This is a genomic window from Soonwooa sp. T0.1_25, assembly GCF_057652215.1.
The window spans coordinates 1-259 of sequence record NZ_JBYFBZ010000090.1 but is presented as its reverse complement, the minus strand read 5'-3'; the positions used below and the strand labels follow the sequence as shown (position 1 = coordinate 259).

1 protein-coding gene is annotated in these 259 nt (G+C 45.9%); it reads left to right on the top strand.

What is annotated here, in order from left to right; all coding sequences use genetic code 11:
* The coding region (locus AC23MB_RS14460) for a hypothetical protein (protein WP_487787666.1) at window positions 1-259 on the top strand (259 nt) is incomplete at both ends.

Genomic DNA, 259 nt, shown 5'->3' with positions numbered 1-259 from the left:
AAATTTCCTGCTTGAGTCTATCAACTATGTGCCGGTTACGTTAGTCGGTTCACTTGTACAGTTTGTCGATCGCTTGCTGGCATCATCAGTATTGTCGACGGAGCAGTTTTCCAGATTTTCATATTTTTCATTAATTGTGCTTGCCGGGCTTTCAATTCAGCAGTTGGTGAACACCCGCATTATTACTGTGCTGCCCGCAATGTGTGAAGCAGACCCCCGGCAGGGTTTTCGGTATGTTGTCAAGACTTCGTTGGTGATG